Genomic DNA, 16,507 nt, shown 5'->3' on the forward strand with positions numbered 1-16,507 from the left:
AAAACTTCGCTTGTTCGTTCCTCACAAGCTCGTTGAATAAAAACCAATCACAACGCAAAATCCCACACAAGATAAAAGCCAGATTATTGCCGAAAAAGGCAAAAATCCTCTGTCTTTTATCTTGTTCCGCTCGCCACCACTTCTATGGTTTTTATGTCACATTTTTTGTAAGCCAACGCTAAAGCAACACTTTGCAAGTTGTTCGTTCCTCACAATTACAAACAGTTGCGCCAACGCTCGAAACAAAAAATCCGCCATAAAAACCATCCCAAGCTATGTTACATAATAGAAGTTATAGGTTCGCTTCGCACAGTTTTTAGAGTTAATATTTTTAGAAGATAAAAAACGGTCGCTATAACTGCTATTATGTAAAATATCCGCTCAGCCTTTGCGCTTTTTGCCGACGCTACTGCCAGCGCACTACGATAAGTTTATGCAGTTGCTAAGGCAACGCCAACGCACCGAAACAATCGTTCACGAGTTCCATTAAAAAACAATAGAAACCACACGAGCTAATTTGCACAAAAAAAGCTTCACAAAAAGACACGTAGTCCAAGTATTCCTACGCTTACTTCTTTGCTTGTTTTTTTGCACAACTCGTTCCGTCACGTTATGTTACAATCGTTGTGCGACGTTCCGTAGCCACTTGGGCTATCCATTGCAAAGCCGAAGATTGCCTTTGCGCTTACATACTGAACTCTAAAAAAGCCAACCGCAAATCTTCACCTTTGCAACGGCTCACGAAAACTAAAGCCATCCGCCAAAGTCCGAGCGAGTTCGATGGTCGAGCGCGCGACGTTCGGAAAAAAAAATTTGAAGCGAGCGTGAGCGAGCGAACTCTGGGAACGTTTTGTTACACAAATCAAATGAATGCTGTTACGAGAGCTGTGGATATTTTTTTTCAACTGAAAACTTCAAATGAAAAAATAAAGGGTTCAGAATTTAGTATATTGTAACTCTCAAAATGGGATGCAGAAAACTCACATATCGACCAGAAAACACGTTACACGTTGTGAAAAGCGAACGCTCGCGCGAGCAAAAATTTGAGTGGATATGGTTAAGTATTGATCCTGTTACGCATCATTCAACATCAACATATAATGCTTTTGATAACAATCCTGTTTTCTTTTCAGATCCCAGTGGAGCAGACGCAACCAGTCTGATAAATGATCTTTGGAATAAATCGGGCTCGGGAAAGACTACTTGGACCAATAATAACAATGGTACTTTTTCCAGTAGCGATGGGCAAACAGCACAATGTAAAGATTGTAAATACGAAATCTTCAATGCCTTCTTTATCGGAGATAAATTAAGTGTCAGACATACTGATAAATATAATAGTTATGAGGATATTGTAGGATATCACTATGATCCTAAACATCAAGCAGAGTTGCACATCAATGCGTTATACGATGCTATCAATGCTTTGGAAGATAACAAACTAAAATTAGCATTATTAAAAAGATTAGGTATTGTTGGTAAAAAAGCTTCTAAAATATTAAAGTTTTTAAGTTCAAAAAACTATGATGCCATATCCTCGCTTATAGGGCTTTCTACTAATGATAATTTCCTTGCCAATGCTCCTTTTCCGTTAGGCACTATGGTAGATATTTTAGATGATGATATCCAAAGAAACTTTAGAATGGCAGATTATCAGGTAACTTGGGACAATGCTATGGATAGCTTTAATTCATTATTAGGTATAGAGGATTTTAATAATATTGTCATTATATACTCTAATGAATTACTAACTACCACTAGTACCATAAGTTCGGGAGATAGCAATATTATTAATTCCCCATATACTGCAACCGAATGGAAATATGCAAATGTAGCAACACAGATAGGTGATCAAGTGTATATTTTAAAAACGTACGAATTAAAAGACTAGTCAGATGAGAAATATAATTATTATTTTATTGTCTATTCTTTTTCTCAGTTGTGGCAATAAATCTCAACAAAAGCAAAGCAAAGAGCAAAAACCTCTAACACGAATAGATACGGTAAGATTTGAAAACACATACTATTTAGGTACCGGTTTTGTAAAAGATGATTTTATTACTTTCTATACAAAGGATGGTTTCAAAAGATTTGAAGGTGCATTGAAAGAAGGAAAATTGAATGGTATTGTTTATTATTTCGGTAAACAAGGTAATATTGAAGGCTCACTCAACTATGAATTTGGTCATCAAAAAGGAATAGGAGTAACCTATGATATAGAATCTGGCTTTGCAAAAACTATCTTAAAGATAGATGAAGATGGAGGAACTAAAAATGGCTTAGTAATGAAGTTTAATAAAAATGGCACTTTGAATTATTTAAAAGATCATAGTAGTGATGAACTTTATATTCAAACAGTGAAATTTTATGAAAATGGAGTTATCAAACAAATAAACTCTCGTAAGCGAGATAGTATCTATAGTCCTAAATTAGACGGTTGGTCTTTCCTTTTTGATGAAAAAGGTAGAATTAGCGAAAAGATATTGTATTCTAATGGAGAGATTGTTGAAGAATATAAAATTAATAGTACTTCAAATTAGTTATTAAGGTTAAGAATTAACAAAAAGTAAATAGTAAAAAAGTAGGCCATAGTTAGTAAAATAGCTGTGGCTTACTTGTAATAAAAGCCCATATTGTTATGAAAGAAAAAATATCCTTAAAGAAATTACGTAAGCTTAGTCTTAAATATCCTACCCGGTATATTGTTTTTGGCGGTTGTGTGATCTACAATGGTTGTCTGTATAAAGATCAGCAGGCACTGGTCAACTACTTTTTTAAGTGTAATACAAATTTCCGGGATATAGAGAATATAAAGGAGTTGGAGGTTTAGGGTGGTTTTCTGTTTTTATTGTGCAAGTTTTTGTACGGTAGTCTTAAAAATAAAACCGTCTAGGAACTCAACCAGAAGTTGCTTTTTATCTTCCGGCATTTTCTCTATCTTCTTAAATTGAGATAACAATTTTTCATCAGTGATATTTACGTTGGCTTTATCTTCTAAAGTTCCATTGATTAGATAATCCGGGGAAACCTCCAAAGCCTGTGCAATACGGTTTAATACTTCTGCCGAAGGTTTGGCACCTGCTCTTTCATAACGGCCAATATTGCTATAATGAGTATCCGTTATCTCTGCTAATTTTTGTTGTGATACCCCTTTTTTGATCCTTTCTTCTTTCAATCTTCTTCCAAGACTCATTAAATGCATTTTTAGTTTATTAACAATCCAAAAGTAGCTAAAACGAACTATTTTATAAATTTTTTAAATACTAATGTGAATAAAAAGTTTTAAAAAGAGTATTGTGTATTAAAGCCAAAATGGTATGTTTGTGCAGATATGAATAAAACAAAAACTTATGAACAAACTAAATACTACCAACTCCAACAACTACCAATATAAAACCAAACATTTAGACATCCGGATTTTAGGAGGCCTAAAAGTTGGAAAGTTGGAAAGCCTCAGAGTAACCCTAAGCATCCAAAAAATAGAGTCCACCCATATTTTAAGGCACAGTATCGATCTGTATAATGACAACCAGGTAGAAAAATTTGTAAGAAGAATAGCAGAAAGATTAGAGATTGGGACTTCTGTAGTGAGGCCAACTCTGCAGGAGCTTACCCGGGAGTTAGAGAATTACCGTTTTATTTTATTGGAGCGTGAAAAACAACAACAGGCCGGCCCGGAAATAAAACCCCTAACAGCTAAAGCTACCCGGGAAGCTACCGCCTTTTTGAAAAAGCAGCACCTGTTAAGCTTAACAAACCGGTACATCGGAAGGTCAGGTGTGATAGGAGAAGAAACCAATCGCCTTCTGATGTACTTGTTATTTACTTCCCGGAAAACCAATAATCCGCTACATTGTATCTCTCTGGGAAGTTCAGGCGTTGGAAAAACCCACTTGCAATCAAAAGTAGCAGAACTCATCCCAGAGGAAGACAAGGTAGAAATTACCGTATTATCAGCAAATGCCTTTTATTATTTTAACAGAACGGAATTACAACACAAACTGATACTCATTGAAGATTTAGACGGAGCAGAATCGGTACTCTATCCACTTAGAGAATTACAAAGTAAAAAAAGAATCACCAAAACGGTGGTTCATAAAGATAGCAAAGGGACTACCAAAACCATTCACCTGACCGTAGAAGGCCCGGTATCGGTAGCAGGCTGTACTACCAGAGAATCTGTTTATGAAGATAATAGTAACCGGAGCTTCTTACTCTATATCGATGAATCCGAAATACAGGATAAAAAGATCATGGATTATCAGCGTGCTATCTCTGCCGGAAAGGTCAATGAAGAAGGACAGCTACAGGCTGCGGCACTACTTAGAAATACACAACGTGTGCTCAAACCCATAAAGGTTATCAACCCCTTTGCAGAATACCTGGAGCTACCCCAATCCGTATTCAAACCCCGCAGAACCAACTCCCACTATTTACAATTAATAGAGGCTATTACATTCTATCATCAATACCAAAGAGAGGAAAAAGTAAACGAGGCCACAGGAGAAATCCATATAGAAACAACAACAGAAGACATACAAGAAGCTAACCATTTAATAACAGAAGTATTGCTTAGAAAAAGTGATCTGCTAAGTGGAGCTTGTAGAGATTTTTTTGAAAGACTCAAAAGTCATCTAAAGAAAACCAAACAAAAGAACTTTAGCAATGCAGAAGTAAGAAGTTGGTTACGGCTTGCCAAATCCACTGTTCGTCGTCGTTTTTTGGAACTCCTCGATGCTGATGTGATGCAAAGAGTAGCTACCAAAGAAAAGAAAATCTACCGCTATGAGCTGACCGTTACAGATGACTACGCTACCCTGAAAGCCACCATAGCAAAGGCCTTGCAGGATTGTATAGATAAAATCAATCGAGCCAGCGGTTCATAACGAACCACTTCTATTTGAACCGGTTAATAAACAGATAGTCAATACTTTATGACTACCAAACCATAAATGCTAAAAAAACACATACCGAAGTAAAAAAAAATAGTCATGCAGAAATTAAAATTACACAATCAGAGTTATAAAACCTTGGTAAAATCATATAAAGAGTGGCTGGATATTTTAAGTTTTAGCAGCAGTATGTGTGAGAACTACACCAGGTATCTGCAAGAATTTTTACATTATTTAGAGACTAAGGGCATAAAAAAAATACATCACAATAGTGTAGAGACCGTAAAAGATTACTACAGGTATTTACAACAAAGGCCAAACCAGGTTAGACAAGGCGCATTAATGAAAGCCACTTTAAACCAACATCAACAAGCACTTAGAAAGTTCAATGAATATCTGAAAAAACACCATACAAGCCCTATTCCAATTCATTTAAAAGCAGAAACCACAAAAGACGACAGAGCTATCCAAATTCTTACAAAACAGCAAATAAAGACTTTATTCAAGGCAACTGATCATAGCAGTGAAATGGTAAGAATCCGCCTAAGAGATAAAGCCATGTTAGTGTGTTTGTATAGTTTAGGCCTTAGAGCCAATGAAGCCTCACAGCTCGATAGAAAAGATATTTTATTTGATAAGCAATTAGCCTATGTAAGAAAAGGGAAGAATTATAAAGAGCGTTTTGTACCTCTCAACACTTATAACTTAAACATCTTAGAGGAATATTTATATGATGGGCGCTTAGCGTTTTACAAAGCAAATCAAACAGAAGCTTTTTTTATTGGCTCCCAAGGTAAAAGACTGGGAGTACAAAGCCTTAGAGCAAGAATACGGGTACTGGTAGCACTGACAAATGATGAAGGATTAAACCATAAGAAAATTACCCCGCATACCCTTAGACATTCTATTGCCACACATCTTTTGAAACAAGGCGCACCTATGGAAAGTATACAGCAGTTTTTAGGACACGCTTCATTGGAAACCACACAACTCTATACACACCTTGCAAAGCAAGAACAATAATTTGTCATTCCCATACACGCACCTGGCAATGACAAGAGATCATTAATTATTACCATGAATACATTGGACCATTACAGAGAATACCTGAAACAAGAAAACTATGCCAAATCCTCTGTCAAATCGTATCTGTTTTTAGCTGATAAATTTATAGCATGGCTTACCATAGAAAATATAAAAGGTATAGCATTAGATTATAAAACAGCATTAAAATACGTAGCATACTTACAGAAGTTCTATAATAAACCCGCAACAGTTAATCATATACTAAATTCAACAAACTGTTATTGTAATTATCTTGTGCATATGGCAAGTTTGGAGAGGAACCCATTTACAGGGCTTAGAATACAAGGAGAGAAGAGAAAAACAGTATTACACGATTTACTTTCCTTAGATGAATTAGAAGATATCTATTATTCTTATGACACAGAACAAGACAAGCACCCGGTAAGAATACTGGCAAATAAAAGAAATAAAGTAATTATAGGTTTATTGGTCTATCAGGGGCTTACTACTTCGGATTTAAAACGCTTGGAATTAGAACATTTAGAGCTTTCTCAGGGAAAGATTCATATACCCGGAGGAAATATAGGCAATCATAGAACATTAGAACTAAAACCCTGGCAAGTGATAGGGTTTTTAGAATATGTAACGCAAGTACGGCCTGAATTACTACCTAAAGATCACCCGGAGAACCCTTACGTTTTTATAGCTTCCGGAGGCAGAATAACAGATACGGTAGCCCATATTATAAAGAAACTAAAAAAGATAAATCATAAAGTTACCAACATACATCAAATACGTTCAAGTGTTATTGTGCATTGGTTAGAGAAATACAATTTAAGGAAAGTACAAATATTAGCAGGACATAAAAGGATTAGCACTACAGAAAGATATCAGCAAGAAGATTTAAATCAATTGCAGGAAATTATTAATACATACCATCCATTAAGTTAAATTCACTGTAAAAGCTTCAAAGTTGCGGGTTTAAAAATTGAATCCAAAATCTGAAACTGAAACCCGGAGCTTCTCTATCATCAATTTTTTTGATAGTGCTATAAGAAAAATGGATAGTATAAGGCTTCTAGTGGGTGATTTAGCATTGCATCTTAAATTTTAAACCTGGAACTTTAAACCAACTATACGAGCGGTTATAAGGTGTTCGCTACGCCCCTCTGTGCAGCACTTTTGTTTGTCCAAAAAGGGTCCCTCCGGGCGTTCCTTTTGGTCAAAAAAAAGCTGCTGCCTCCCGGCTTCTGCTCCGCTCACCCGCAGCTCCTCTGTATTTTTGTGAACGGCTCCTATGGGTCGCCTACAAAAATCCACCGCTGCTTATCTGGCGCAGCCGCTGGTGCCAAAGCCTACTGCGCATTTTTTTTAAACGGATTTATTAATTTTTAGAAAAAGGAGAAAAAAAAATGCTTGTGGCGCGTCCACGCTGCTCACTTAATCGTTCACAGCTCCTGTGTCCACGTCGGCTTTGGCGCTGCGCTTTTGCTGCGCTGGTTTTGCGTACAACGCAGAACACTCAATCGGCGTTGGCCTCTACAAACAGTAAGGGTAAATCAAAAAAAGGGAAATATAGTAAACGTTTTTAGATGAAAAGCTAACGCACTATCGTTTGTTTTTAAAAGCAGTACGGAAATCATTTTAGATATCACAGACGGAAGAATTTACAACAAACGATGTAGTTGTGAAGCTGAACGCGCTATCGCTTGTCGATTTTAAAAAGCTGACGATTTATCTCCTGGCTTCGGCCCCACTATAAATCCTCATCTTTTTAAAATGAAGTTCCCCCTAATACTTAATACTCACATCTCCATACTTACTACTCCACTACCAATGACCAATTACTAATTACTAATTCACCAATGAACCAACAGATACCCGGAATTTTTTTTTATATTTGGGTAAGTTATGAGAGTAAGCATGCTGAGATACCGTAATTTTTTTCTTTGTAGAAAGACATCGCAAAAAAAAGCGACCGGTGTTCATTTTTTTTGCATAAGGTATCCTTATGATGCGTTAAATAGAATTACAGGGGCAGCCAGCACAGGGAACTCATTTACAGGAAGGTACGACCTATCAAATGTAACCTATGACAAGAATGGAAATATTTTAGCGCTGACCAGAGGTGGGCACTTAGATACGAATGCTACTTCTTTCGGTGTGATGGATGATTTGAGATATTTTTATGATGCCGGAAATAAGCTAACTTCGGTAGATGACAAGGCACAAAACACCCAAGGTTTTAAGGACGGCAATACTTCCGGTGATGATTATTCGTATGATGTAAATGGGAATATGATATCGGATAAAAATAAGGGGATTACAAATATTACTTACAATCATCTGAATCTTCCAAAAACGGTCAGTATCAATGCAAATGATTATATCACTTATGTATATGATGCAGCAGGAGTAAAGCAAGCAAAATATGTTATCAGAAATGGCGGCATTGGGCCGGGAAATATAACTGCTACCAAATATGCAGGAAATTACATCTATGAGAACAACGTTTTACAGTTTTTTAGCACCTCCGAGGGATATGTAAAGTATAACCAATCTTCACAAAAATTCGAGTATGTCTATCAGATGAAAGATCATTTAGGCAATGTACGACTATCATACACAGATACCGATGCATCGGGGGATATATCTCAAGACGAGATTATCCAAGAGAATCATTACATGCCATTTGGACTCAAAATGCGCGGATTTAATAATGTGGTAAATTCCAATGGAAATAGTGTTGCAGAAAAAAGAATGTTTGGAGGAAAAGAATACAATGAAGAACTGGGTTTAAACTGGTATGATATTACGGCTCGTAATTACGACCCTGCTTTGGGACGTTGGATGAATGTGGACCCATTAGCCGAAACGATGCCTTCCCACTCGCCATACAATTACGCCTTTAATAATCCAATTATCTACATTGACCCAACAGGAATGGCACCAGAGATGCCTGACGACTTAATTGTAAAGGGAGATGTTGCAGCTTTCAAAAAACGTGTTTCACAAAGTACAGGTGGTTTTTATGATGCTAAAGTTGACAGTAAAGGAAATGTTACATTAGAAAAAACAGGATTAGAAAAAGAAATGGGTGGTATGATTGAAATGTCAGATAGTCAAAAAGCCTTTGTCTCTGAAATTGAAAGCGTTATTGACAGCAAAGTCGTTACGGAAGTTGAAGCAGTTTCTTCTGATTCCTCGGTTGATGTTGGTTCTATAGTTGACAATAAAATTGATATGGCTGATATTGCAGAATTTGACAAAGCTGGTTCTGAAGCAAGTTCAAGTGCTGCGGCATTAAGCCACGAATTAGTTGAACAGCACGAAAAAGCCAAAGCAGGTGGTGTTAAGGGTAAATATCCAACAGGTGCAAGAGCTATGCATAAAGCAGGCATCAAAGCTGAAGACAATGTGAATGGTAGTAGAAGAATAGAACAACCAGATGGCTCAAGTTTATTCTATAAAAGAAGTGGCTCAATATATAAGCAGGTCGTTACGCCTCAGCCATCAGGTACTGTAAAAATAACAAAAACAAAAATCAAGTAGCTATGAAGTACTTTTTCTTATTATTATCTATTCTATTATTTTCCTGTAAATCAACTAATGCCACCAATGACATTGCCAATTGTGATGAAAATACTGTATTTAAAGAAAAGTTTTTTTCAAATATTAAATATGTTGAAGAAAACATAAGTGTTAGGCAGAATGAGAAATTCAAAGAATCATTGAAGTTCTTATCTAAATACGTTCACGTCTCATTTGAAAGAATGGCAAATTACGCTAACACTTATCCCATAGGTGTTTTTGAAGAAGATAAAAAAGGTTGGTTAGAATGGTATGAAAAAAACAAGTGTAATAATTTGCAGTTGAGAGACACTAAATAAATTGATTTTAGTTGATAAAAAACGATAATTTTAAACCACAGCTTTGAGTTGTGGTTTTTTTATGCCTTAAAACTTCGCTTTTCCATCCAATAAATCTTTCATTCTTTTTTTGGTAAGCATTGAGTTTATAATTTTAATAAGTGCATTTTTCTCATCTTCATCCAATTGGTTAATAAGCATTAATTGCTCATTAAGTTCGTGGTTTTCTAATTCTACTACACTATTTTCATTATCATTTAAGAGGTTGTCTGCACTAACAGCAAACACTTTCATTAAACGCTGTACAATATCAATAGAAGGTAATAAATGACCATTTTCCATTTTAGATAAATGGGTAACATGAATATGTATTTTCTCAGCCAAATCCTTTTGACTCATATTAGAAGCCTTGCGTAATGTTTTAATTTTCTCGTTAAACTTCATATTATAAAGTGCTATTGTTTCTTGTAAAGTTACCATAATTTGAAAGTTTTTAATTATTATTTTGATTTTAATGAAATACTATTGCAATATTATGAAATATATTTGTAATTTTGATTTCAAATAAATGAAAGTATTTATTGCAAATAATTCAACTTATGAAAATAAAGGATATCAAAAGCAATTTAACTTTAGCCAATATTCTACACTACTACGGCTTAAAAACAGACAAGAACAATCGTTTAAACTGCCCATTTCACGAGGATAAAACCCCAAGTTTACAAGTCTATTACAAAACCCAAACCGCATACTGTTTTAGTAGTAATTGTAAAACCCATGGTAAAAGTATAGATGTCATAGATTTTGTACTACACAAAGAGAATAGCACAAAAGCAGAAGCGATAAACAAATGCAAGGAAATATTAGGCTACCAAGAACCCAATAAAAAAGAACGTTACCAAAAAGACTTAACACGAGAACAATTTTTAAGTAATATGTACCAGTATTTTAAAAATGCAGTACACAACTCAAAACCTGCAAAAGCCTATTTAGAAAGCAGAAACCTTAACTTTAAAAAAATAGAAGTCGGTTATAATGCTGGACAGTTCCATCACGGAAAGCGCAAAGACGAAACCTTAATCAATCAGTGTTTAGACTATGGCTTACTAATCGATAAAAATATTGTCGGTAGAACTGGAAACAAAGCCTATAATGTTTTTGGAAAATGGTGCATCTGTTTTGCTTTAAAGAATAAGGATAATGAAATTACATCACTCTATTTTAGAAGTACATTAGATAAGAAAACAGCGAAACATTTTTACCTAAAAAATAGACAAGGTTTATATCCAAACTATCCCAATCCAAATACTAAAAAATTAATCTTAACCGAAAGTATAATCGATGCATCTTCTCTACTACAAATAAAAGCGATTACAGATACTTACAGCATTTTAGCGTGTTATGGAACTAATGGATTAAATGATGAAATCCTAACCGCAATAAAAGACTTAAAACAATTAGAAGAAATCATTTTTGCTTTTGATAATGACAGCGCAGGAAAAGAAGCGATAAGTAAATATTGTAAAATGTTGCTTGAGATATTACCAGGCATAAAACTAAGTGTTTTAGAGCCTATAAATAAAGACATTAACGAAACGCTACAACTGCATAACGATACTATTTTTATAGAATTATTAGACAAAAGAGTTGAATATTTAAGTGCTGAAATAACTGAAGTATCAAAAAGTAAAACACAAACAGAACCCAATAACGCAGTCGACTTTTTAAGTCGTAAAAACCTCTTAAAGAACCTAAATATCCAAATCGGAAAAGCAGGAATAGTAGGCGAAGAAAACAGCAGATTATTACTCTTTATGATAATTATAAGCTACTTAAATAAAAGTCCGTTACACGCATTAGTACAAGGTAGTTCTGGAAGTGGAAAGACACATTTAATAAGCAGAATAGCGGATTTAATGCCACAAGAAGATGTGCTACGATTTACAAGAATAACAGAAAGCAGTTTGTATAATTGGGGAGAATTTGACTTATTCCAAAAAATAATAATCATTGAAGATTTAGACGGATTAAAAGAAGATGCGTTGTATGCTTTACGAGAATTTATCAGTAATCAAGTTTTAAGAAGTTCAGTAACTATAAAAGATAAAAAAGGAAATAACAAATCCAGTCATAAAATAGTAAAAGGACAATTTTCATCATTATCAGCCACCACAAAAGGAGAAACTTACGAAGATAATATGAGTAGAAGTTTTTTAATTGCAGTAGATGAAAGCAAGACACAAACCACTAAAATCATCAACTACCAAAACCAAAGAAACGCAGGAGAAATAGACCCAAACGAAACTAAAAGAGCAGTTCATTTTATACAAAGTTTAGTAAGACAATTAAAGGTTTATGAAGTCATTAATCCGTATGCCACACAATTACACTTACCAGAGAAAGTACATAAAATAAGACGTTTAAATGAAATGTACCAAGCAGTTATAAAGCAAGTTACGTTTTTAAATCAGCATCAAAGACAGCTTACAAAACACAATCAGTTAATAACAGAAATTGAAGATATAGAACAAGCTACAGAAATACTTTTTGAAAGTATTGTTTTAAAGGTGGATGAACTTGATGGCAGTTTAAGACAGTTTTTTGAACGCTTAAAAAAGTATGTAAAGAATGATAATCAAGACTTTATTTTAAGAGAAGTAAGACAACATTTAAACAGTAGTAAAACCCAAGTCTTTAGATATATGCAAACGTTAACCGAGTTGGAATATGTAAAGCAAATTGGTGGTTACTCAAATAAAGGCATTACATATAAAATCTCTTATTGGGATAATTATCAGAAACTTAGAGCAGAAATTAAGGACTATTTAATGAGCCAAATAGAAACATTAAAGAGTAGCGTATGATAAAAAATGCCTGCGGTGGCTCACCGCTGGAACACTACGGAACACCAATGGAACGCTAAATAATATTTTAACTTATTGATATGTAATTGATTATCTACGAAAACAGAGTTAGCGTTCCTAATTCCAAGATATTGAGTAAGCAAAAGCATCATAAGTATTAAAAAGGTCATAAGTTATGGGAGCACCAAGCAAACATAAAATCCACACAGAAACGTATCAAAATTATATTATAAATTACAAAAGGCATTTAGATATTTTAGGCTTAAATCATCTAACTACACAGACCAGATATTTATATTTAAAAGAGTTTTTTAGTTGGTTAGAAAGTAATAATATTTATAAAATAGAGAAAGTTACCACACAAGATATATCAAGCTATCACGAGTATTTAAAAGGGAAGATAAGTCAAAGAACAAACCTACCAATCAAGCAAAAAAGTAGATACGACCATATGCGCAATCTACAACAGTTTTTAGGTCATTTATTAGAATTGAATATTATAAAAAGTAGTCCAGCTTCTCATTTAAAATTTACTAATCCAACTGAAAAAATAGAACGTTTTATCTTCTCTCAAAATCAAATAAAAGAACTCTATAAAGTAGCAAATAAACAAGAAACAGCAGTATTACATATTGGTTATGGTTGTGGATTAAGAGTGCAAGAATTAAGCAATTTAAACAAAGTAGATATTAGAATTACAGAACGTTTAATTATTGTAGAAAAAGGTAAAAACAGTAAAAGAAGATTAGTGCCAATTAGTAAAAAAGTAGCTGAAGAATTAGATTTTTTTCTTTCAAATGAAAATAAAAGTATTGAAGTATTTACAAATAATAAAGGTTTTAGAATGCAAGAATGGACATTTAACAGCTTACTAAAAACACTCATTTTAAAAACTGAATTTGGTAAAAATCTAACAGCTGAAGAACTGAAGAAAATCGGTATCCATAATTTACGTCATTCTATTGCAACACATCTTTTAGAAAACGGAATGAAGCTGGAGCAAGTACAAACATTTTTAGGACATAGCCATATTGAAAGTACAGAAATTTATACTCACATATCACAAAAACAAATCAATAATTTATATGATAACTCTTCATAATTATTTAGAAAATAAATACAGTAAAAGCACATTAAAAAGCAACTTATATAATATTAAAAAGTTTACAGATTATTATGGCAAACGTTCAGAGAAAGCCAATTACTCGCAGGTTTTAGAATACATTGCTTATTTACGAAAGAACTACGAATTAAGTCCGAAAACCTTACGACATCGATTGTATGCTGTAAAAATATACTTCAATTATTTACTGGAAATTGGTAAAAGAAAAGACCATCCTTGTAGTGAATTATTTTTAAAAGATAAGATTGATAGAACCATTGCAGTAGATAATTTATACAGTCCAGAAACCTTAGAAAATTTTTTAGAAAGCTATCAAATAAAGAAGAAAAAACATTTACTCAATAGAAATAAAATCATCATTAGTTTACTTATTTATCAAGGATTAACAGTTAAGGAAATAGCAGAATTACAACTACAATCCATTAATCTAAATACTTGCGAAATCCATATAAAAAGCGGTTACAGACAACAAAAAAGAACACTTCCATTACAAGCCAAACAAGTTTTATTATTTTTTAATTACTTAGAAAAAGGCAGAAAAAAATTATTGAAGTACAATCTAAAAAAAGAAGAACAAACTTTTATTTTAGGACAATATGGAAATGAAATAAATCCGCATAGTATCAGCAGAATTATCAACCAAAACCGGAAAGAAAGCGAAAAAATAAAACCAATTAAAATCCGGCAAAGTGTCATTGCTAATCTTCTAAAAAAGGAAAACGATACAAGATTGGTCCAGGTATTTAGCGGACACAAAAGAGCTTCAACAACAATCGCCTACAAACAAACAGAATTAGAACAATTACAAAATGCTATTGAAAATTATCATCCGATAAGTTAAAAAACTTCGCTTGTTCGTTCCTCACAAGCTCGTTGAATAAAAACCAATCACAACGCAAAATCCCACACAAGATAAAAGCCAGATTATTGCCGAAAAAGGCAAAAATCCTCTGTCTTTTATCTTGTTCCGCTCGCCACCACTTCTATGGTTTTTATGTCACATTTTTTGTAAGCCAACGCTAAAGCAACACTTTGCAAGTTGTTCGTTCCTCACAATTACAAACAGTTGCGCCAACGCTCGAAACAAAAAATCCGCCATAAAAACCATCCCAAGCTATGTTACATAATAGAAGTTATAGGTTCGCTTCGCACAGTTTTTAGAGTTAATATTTTTAGAAGATAAAAAACGGTCGCTATAACTGCTATTATGTAAAATATCCGCTCAGCCTTTGCGCTTTTTGCCGACGCTACTGCCAGCGCACTACGATAAGTTTATGCAGTTGCTAAGGCAACGCCAACGCACCGAAACAATCGTTCACGAGTTCCATTAAAAAACAATAGAAACCACACGAGCTAATTTGCACAAAAAAAGCTTCACAAAAAGACACGTAGTCCAAGTATTCCTACGCTTACTTCTTTGCTTGTTTTTTTGCACAACTCGTTCCGTCACGTTATGTTACAATCGTTGTGCGACGTTCCGTAGCCACTTGGGCTATCCATTGCAAAGCCGAAGATTGCCTTTGCGCTTACATACTGAACTCTAAAAAAGCCAACCGCAAATCTTCACCTTTGCAACGGCTCACGAAAACTAAAGCCATCCGCCAAAGTCCGAGCGAGTTCGATGGTCGAGCGCGCGACGTTCGGAAAAAAAAATTTGAAGCGAGCGTGAGCGAGCGAACTCTGGGAACGTTTTGTTACACAAATCAAATGAATGCTGTTACGAGAGCTGTGGATATTTTTTTTCAACTGAAAACTTCAAATGAAAAAATAAAGGGTTCAGAATTTAGTATATTGTAACTCTCAAAATGGGATGCAGAAAACTCACATATCGACCAGAAAACACGTTACACGTTGTGAAAAGCGAACGCTCGCGCGAGCAAAAATTTGAGTGGATATGGTTAAGTATTGATCCTGTTACGCATCATTCAACATCAACATATAATGCTTTTGATAACAATCCTGTTTTCTTTTCAGATCCCAGTGGAGCAGACGCAACCAGTCTGATAAATGATCTTTGGAATAAATCGGGCTCGGGAAAGACTACTTGGACCAATAATAACAATGGTACTTTTTCCAGTAGCGATGGGCAAACAGCACAATGTAAAGATTGTAAATACGAAATCTTCAATGCCTTCTTTATCGGAGATAAATTAAGTGTCAGACATACTGATAAATATAATAGTTATGAGGATATTGTAGGATATCACTATGATCCTAAACATCAAGCAGAGTTGCACATCAATGCGTTATACGATGCTATCAATGCTTTGGAAGATAACAAACTAAAATTAGCATTATTAAAAAGATTAGGTATTGTTGGTAAAAAAGCTTCTAAAATATTAAAGTTTTTAAGTTCAAAAAACTATGATGCCATATCCTCGCTTATAGGGCTTTCTACTAATGATAATTTCCTTGCCAATGCTCCTTTTCCGTTAGGCACTATGGTAGATATTTTAGATGATGATATCCAAAGAAACTTTAGAATGGCAGATTATCAGGTAACTTGGGACAATGCTATGGATAGCTTTAATTCATTATTAGGTATAGAGGATTTTAATAATATTGTCATTATATACTCTAATGAATTACTAACTACCACTAGTACCATAAGTTCGGGAGATAGCAATATTATTAATTCCCCATATACTGCAACCGAATGGAAATATGCAAATGTAGCAACACAGATAGGTGATCAAGTGTATATTTTAAAAACGTACGAATTAAAAGACTAGT

General features: G+C 34.3%; 15 protein-coding genes. 13 read left to right on the plus strand and 2 right to left on the minus strand.

Features of this window, described 5'->3' with window-relative positions; translation table 11 throughout:
• Nucleotides 1-964: 964 nt before the first annotated feature.
• The 3 genes from GKR88_18980 (at nt 965) to GKR88_18990 (ending at nt 2,830) form a co-directional block, all read left to right on the plus strand.
• On the plus strand, nt 965-1,891 hold the full coding sequence (locus GKR88_18980) for a hypothetical protein (GenBank protein ID QMU66150.1): 927 nt from the start codon (nt 965-967) through the stop codon (nt 1,889-1,891).
• Between the two features lie 4 nt (nt 1,892-1,895).
• A complete protein-coding gene (locus GKR88_18985; GenBank protein ID QMU66151.1) occupies nt 1,896-2,540 on the plus strand; it encodes a hypothetical protein in 645 nt (214 codons plus the stop codon).
• Nucleotides 2,541-2,638: 98 nt separating this feature from the next.
• Complete coding sequence (locus GKR88_18990) at nt 2,639-2,830, plus strand: hypothetical protein (protein ID QMU66152.1); 192 nt, start codon at nt 2,639-2,641, stop codon at nt 2,828-2,830.
• A gap of 15 nt (nt 2,831-2,845) precedes the next feature.
• Here the strand turns inward: GKR88_18990 and GKR88_18995 are convergent, their stop codons facing one another.
• Nucleotides 2,846-3,202 carry a helix-turn-helix domain-containing protein gene (locus tag GKR88_18995; protein QMU66153.1) on the minus strand — a complete coding sequence of 119 codons (357 nt, stop codon included), beginning with the start codon at nt 3,200-3,202 and terminating at the stop codon, nt 2,846-2,848.
• A 148-nt stretch (nt 3,203-3,350) separates the two neighbouring features.
• Between GKR88_18995 and GKR88_19000 the strand changes: the two genes are divergently transcribed.
• The 6 genes from GKR88_19000 to GKR88_19025 all read left to right on the plus strand — a co-directional run bounded on the left by GKR88_19000 (nt 3,351) and on the right by GKR88_19025 (nt 9,808).
• Nucleotides 3,351-4,886: a hypothetical protein gene (locus tag GKR88_19000; protein QMU66154.1), complete on the plus strand. Its 1,536-nt coding sequence runs from the start codon at nt 3,351-3,353 to the stop codon at nt 4,884-4,886.
• A gap of 105 nt (nt 4,887-4,991) precedes the next feature.
• On the plus strand, nt 4,992-5,915 hold the full coding sequence (locus GKR88_19005) for a tyrosine-type recombinase/integrase (protein QMU66155.1): 924 nt from the start codon (nt 4,992-4,994) through the stop codon (nt 5,913-5,915).
• Nucleotides 5,916-5,969: 54 nt separating this feature from the next.
• Nucleotides 5,970-6,869, plus strand: a complete 900-nt coding sequence (locus GKR88_19010; GenBank protein ID QMU66156.1) for a tyrosine-type recombinase/integrase — start codon at nt 5,970-5,972, stop codon at nt 6,867-6,869.
• 461 nt (nt 6,870-7,330) lie between these two features.
• Nucleotides 7,331-7,510 carry a hypothetical protein gene (locus tag GKR88_19015; GenBank protein QMU66157.1) on the plus strand — a complete coding sequence of 60 codons (180 nt, stop codon included), beginning with the start codon at nt 7,331-7,333 and terminating at the stop codon, nt 7,508-7,510.
• A gap of 319 nt (nt 7,511-7,829) precedes the next feature.
• Complete coding sequence (locus GKR88_19020) at nt 7,830-9,470, plus strand: hypothetical protein (protein QMU66158.1); 1,641 nt, start codon at nt 7,830-7,832, stop codon at nt 9,468-9,470.
• A 2-nt stretch (nt 9,471-9,472) separates the two neighbouring features.
• The gene (locus tag GKR88_19025) at nt 9,473-9,808 is read left to right on the plus strand and encodes a hypothetical protein (protein QMU66159.1); all 336 of its coding nucleotides are present in this window, start codon (nt 9,473-9,475) and stop codon (nt 9,806-9,808) included.
• A 66-nt stretch (nt 9,809-9,874) separates the two neighbouring features.
• Here GKR88_19025 and GKR88_19030 read toward each other — a convergent pair whose 3' ends face one another.
• Nucleotides 9,875-10,231 carry a helix-turn-helix domain-containing protein gene (locus tag GKR88_19030; GenBank protein ID QMU66788.1) on the minus strand — a complete coding sequence of 119 codons (357 nt, stop codon included), beginning with the start codon at nt 10,229-10,231 and terminating at the stop codon, nt 9,875-9,877.
• A 155-nt stretch (nt 10,232-10,386) separates the two neighbouring features.
• Between GKR88_19030 and GKR88_19035 the strand changes: the two genes are divergently transcribed.
• From GKR88_19035 to GKR88_19050, 4 genes are all read left to right on the plus strand, one after another.
• A complete protein-coding gene (locus tag GKR88_19035) occupies nt 10,387-12,651 on the plus strand; it encodes a toprim domain-containing protein (protein ID QMU66160.1) in 2,265 nt (754 codons plus the stop codon).
• Between the two features lie 175 nt (nt 12,652-12,826).
• On the plus strand, nt 12,827-13,753 hold the full coding sequence (locus GKR88_19040; GenBank protein QMU66161.1) for a tyrosine-type recombinase/integrase: 927 nt from the start codon (nt 12,827-12,829) through the stop codon (nt 13,751-13,753).
• Nucleotides 13,737-14,615, plus strand: a complete 879-nt coding sequence (locus GKR88_19045; GenBank protein ID QMU66162.1) for a tyrosine-type recombinase/integrase — start codon at nt 13,737-13,739, stop codon at nt 14,613-14,615. The genes GKR88_19040 and GKR88_19045 overlap by 17 nt, the downstream gene beginning before the upstream one ends.
• Nucleotides 14,616-15,579: 964 nt before the next feature.
• Entirely contained in the window at nt 15,580-16,506 is a 927-nt protein-coding gene (locus tag GKR88_19050) for a hypothetical protein (GenBank protein QMU66163.1), read from the plus strand.
• Nucleotide 16,507 lies beyond the last annotated feature (1 nt).

It is taken from the genome of Flavobacteriaceae bacterium, assembly GCA_014075215.1.
Taxonomy (GTDB): domain Bacteria; phylum Bacteroidota; class Bacteroidia; order Flavobacteriales; family Flavobacteriaceae; genus Polaribacter.